Source organism: Ornithinimicrobium cerasi (genome assembly GCF_003702705.1).
Classification (GTDB): Bacteria; Actinomycetota; Actinomycetes; order Actinomycetales; family Dermatophilaceae; genus Ornithinicoccus; species Ornithinicoccus cerasi.
In genome coordinates, this window is the sequence record NZ_QZMN01000046.1 from 1 (window position 1) to 2,900 (window position 2,900).

At 65.0% G+C, this 2,900-nt stretch carries 4 protein-coding genes; 1 reads left to right on the top strand and 3 read right to left on the bottom strand.

The window, feature by feature from the left end:
• Window positions 1–101 precede the first annotated feature (101 nt).
• The 3 genes from D4B81_RS17670 to D4B81_RS17680 form a co-directional block, all read right to left on the bottom strand.
• Entirely contained in the window at window positions 102–785 is a 684-nt protein-coding gene (locus D4B81_RS17670; protein ID WP_197971685.1) for a uridine kinase family protein, read from the bottom strand.
• A 53-nt stretch (window positions 786–838) separates the two neighbouring features.
• Window positions 839–1,351, bottom strand: a complete 513-nt coding sequence (locus D4B81_RS17675) for a hypothetical protein (RefSeq protein WP_122263966.1) — start codon at window positions 1,349–1,351, stop codon at window positions 839–841.
• A 108-nt stretch (window positions 1,352–1,459) separates the two neighbouring features.
• Complete coding sequence (locus D4B81_RS17680) at window positions 1,460–2,086, bottom strand: hypothetical protein (protein WP_122263967.1); 627 nt, start codon at window positions 2,084–2,086, stop codon at window positions 1,460–1,462.
• Window positions 2,087–2,360: 274 nt separating this feature from the next.
• Between D4B81_RS17680 and D4B81_RS17685 the strand changes: the two genes are divergently transcribed.
• Entirely contained in the window at window positions 2,361–2,786 is a 426-nt protein-coding gene (locus tag D4B81_RS17685) for a hypothetical protein (protein WP_161965296.1), read from the top strand.
• Window positions 2,787–2,900 lie beyond the last annotated feature (114 nt).

Consider the following 2,900-nt stretch of genomic DNA (forward strand, 5'->3'; position numbering starts at 1 on the left):
AGTAGAAAGGGATCACCGGGTGTCCCAGCCGCTAGATCAGACCCCCGCAGGGATGCCAATCAACCTAAATGTCGCGTTGGCAGATGCGGGGGCACCTACCATCAGAGCCACGGGTTGTTCGAAGGTGCAGGCGCTACGGCGAACTGCCCCTCATCGAGGTCGATGGTTGGGGAACCGGCAACCACCAGGCAGGCCCGCTCCCACGGACGTTGCTCGGCAAGAAACCGCACTTCATGTGCCATCCACTCGTGCCAGAACGCGATCGTCTGCTCGCGATCACCGTTCACACCCTCGGCCATGTCGCGAGCGATCCCCCGCCGCTCGGCCTCCTGAAAGTCCGACTGCACCCAGATCGAGGCATCAACGAAGTGCTCGAACTCGCGTTGGCTTGCGCCGACGCCCTCGATGACGACCAAGTCCGCCTCCGCGGCAACCTCGATCACGCCTTCGCGTCCATGCAGCCCCCACGCCGGCGGCTGAAACCGCACACCCTCCCCACGGTGCAGTGTCACCAGGATCTCGTCGCGCAGCAGATGCCCCCAGGCGAAGAACGGCTCATGCCAGGCCAGGTCATCCGTGTGGACGACCGCAGAACGGGCGACGGCCCGCTTCAGCTCAGCAGCCAGCGTTGACTTACCTGAGGCTCCCCTGCCGTCCACGGCAACGATCTGCGGCCGACCCAGCGGCTGCCCGGCCACCTGTAAAACGTGATTGACCAGCTCGGCAGTGTCGAGGGCCCGCCAAGGCCCCGCAGCGGGTTCACCCTCGAGCAAGGTCATGGTCATGACCCCATTCTGCTGCCGACAGCAGCCATGCTCGCTCATGCCGCGGGTCGCGCCTACGGCTGCACCAGGGCCAGCCGCTGCTTCGGGCCCCATTTGTAGGTGTCATCGCAGCGATATCCCCTCAGCCAGACTTCGTCGTCCACCACACGCAGGTAGAACCCCTTGGGGTAAGCCTCATCGTCGCTAAAGGGTTCGGACGCAACGTGGATGGACCCGGTCGGGGCCCTGCCAGCCGACAAGAGGGAGTCTGGCGCGTTGTGCTGGTCCATCGTGGCCAAGCGGAGGAAGGGGCCGCTGATCACGGGGCAAAGGTGGAGGCCCTGCATTCGGGCTGCATCAAAGACCTGCGACTGCGTGCCGCCGGTCGAGAGCCCGAGTTCATACACGGCTCGTTCGACGAAACGCAGGTCCTGCTCTTCCGGAGAGTCGAACGCGGGGTGCTCAAGGAGCGTCTCGGCGTGCACGTTCAGCCGTACACCCGCTTCTCGAAGACCTTGAATGAGCTCGTCGCGCGGCTGCCCACCGACCCGTACTGTCCGACCGTCGGGCCCGAGTACGTACGTCATAAGCGCCCATCCTCTACTAGGCCACCACCTGCCGGCGGCTCGGGCGCGGAGCGTCCATGTCTGCCGCGGTGAGGACGGCTAGGATCGTGCGATCGAGCGCCTCGAAGGTCAGCCGATCGTGATCCTTTGCAGGGCCTGATCGAACGCTGCCAGTGTGGCGTCCTGGTTCCGCGAAGACCATTCCGTCCACAACATGAGAAGCCCTGCGTCGGAGCGGATCATGACGACCTCCATGGGCTCTGTGTCGAGAGGCTTGTACCCTGACCCGTCCACCACGGTCCAGAGGTCCGCTGGTGCCTGGCCCTCGGCCATGGTGATCCGGAACCGTTGGGCCGGGAGCCCGGACTGGGTGATGGAGACGGGATCGCTGATCACGATGTCGGGCCGCTGCTCCTGGAGGAAGGCAGCCACGTCCTCGGGCACCTCCTCCTGCGCGGTGCCAGCGAGCTCCTCGACGGCATGGATCGAGATGACCTTGATGTTGCGCTGCCCGGTGAAGGTCAACGTCCCGGGGGCAGGTTCGGTCCTGATCCAGGAGTCCTCCGGGGTGATCTCGAGCGCGTAGTCGGGCAGGTCGGGGAGGGTGTAGGTGGTGGGCGCCGCCGAGGTCGCCGGCGCCGTATCCGGCGACTCCGTCACCTCGGCTGTTGTCGACGGTGACGCATCCGTGGAGGTCGTGACGCGTGGCAGGTCGGGCTCAGCGTTGTCGCAGCCGGCCAGGCCGAGCGAGAGCACGAGACCGAGAGCCGCACATCTGCGGATGGCGGATCGAGATGTCCTGGGGATGCCTACTTGTGCCGACGGTCTTCCTCGCCCTTGAGAACCCATGGCACATGTTATAAGCATTCGTACCTCCCATGGTTGAAAGTCTGCCGCTCCAGCACTGGCGCCCTCTGCGTACCGTGGCTCGTAAACAGCCCTGGGCCTGCTGGGAGATGAGTGAGAAGGGCCGCCGCGAGCACTGTCCTGCCCCGAGTCCCTGGTCTGCGTGGGCAATATCCTTCGCTACATGAGCCGAGGCAGCGTTCCCACCCTCGTTGAGGCCCGCGAGTATGACGGGCAGGAGGCGGTAGCTGTGGCCTGCACGCAACTGGGCACCGACTACACGCCAAGTCGTGCCAGACGAGTCGTGAACGAGTGGATCGAACTTCTTGCTCATCCCACCTCGCTGCGGGACCTGCGCTTCACAACACGGACACCAAAGCGGCTCTTCGCCGCGCTCGTTGGCCAGCCGCAGCTGTCGCGCCTCGCGGTCAAGTGGGGCGACTACTCCGACCTGTCTGCACTGGAGCCCCTGACACATCTACGCGCGCTGGAGCTGCGCGGCGCGTCGGCGGTCACGGAGCTCGGCTCCCTCTCCAAGCTGCAGGAGCTGGAGGTATTGGCGCTCGAGGGATTTCGGAGGATTGATGACCCTCACCGCTTGCGTGGTTGACCCACTTGCGGGAGCTCGAGATCGGAGGCAACTGGATGACTCCGAGCAATGATCAGAACCTGTGGATGGCTCTCGGCGGGGTGACGTGAAAGTGGCGTACCTCCCGAGCAAGAT